Raw genomic sequence first — 467 nt, forward strand, 5'->3', positions numbered from 1 at the left:
GGACATGAAGCTGTGGAACGGCAACGTCCTTATCCACCACTGTGACGGGGTGGAGTTCCTTTCCCCGGAGTCGGACAAGGGCATTGCGTGCGGTTGCCCCCGGCTGATGGAGGACCGCAAGGCTGCTTGGAAGGCGAAGCGGGGTCCGGGTCCGAGCATTTCCATTCTGTTCCGGCTCGCCGAGGACTACGACCTGGGAATTTTCCGTTTCCAGACTTCCTCTTGGAAGCTCGCCGAGACGCTGCACGAGATCGGCAATGCGTTGGACAAGGTGGGCGGTGAAGCCCTCGCGGAACTTTCCATCGAACTGGTGGAGTACACCACGAAGAAGGGTCGGGATGTTTCGTATTTCAAGCCGGTCGTAAAGGTTCTCAAGTCCTGGAGCGACGCCGTGGCGGAGCCGTCCAAGTAGCTCTAGCCGACGGACGGACGGGGCTCCGGGGCCGCATAGCTCCGGAGCCCCTGAG

General features: G+C 61.5%; 1 protein-coding gene. It reads left to right on the forward strand.

Going from position 1 to position 467, the window contains the following annotated elements; all coding sequences use genetic code 11:
- Positions 1-412, forward strand: a 412-nt coding sequence (locus RNB18_RS51565) for a recombination directionality factor (RefSeq protein ID WP_449657661.1), incomplete at its 5' end; no start/stop codon positions are given.
- Positions 413-467: the final 55 nt, after the last annotated feature.

The organism is Streptomyces doebereineriae, from assembly GCF_031845645.1.
Lineage (GTDB): Bacteria > Actinomycetota > Actinomycetes > Streptomycetales > Streptomycetaceae > Streptomyces > Streptomyces canus.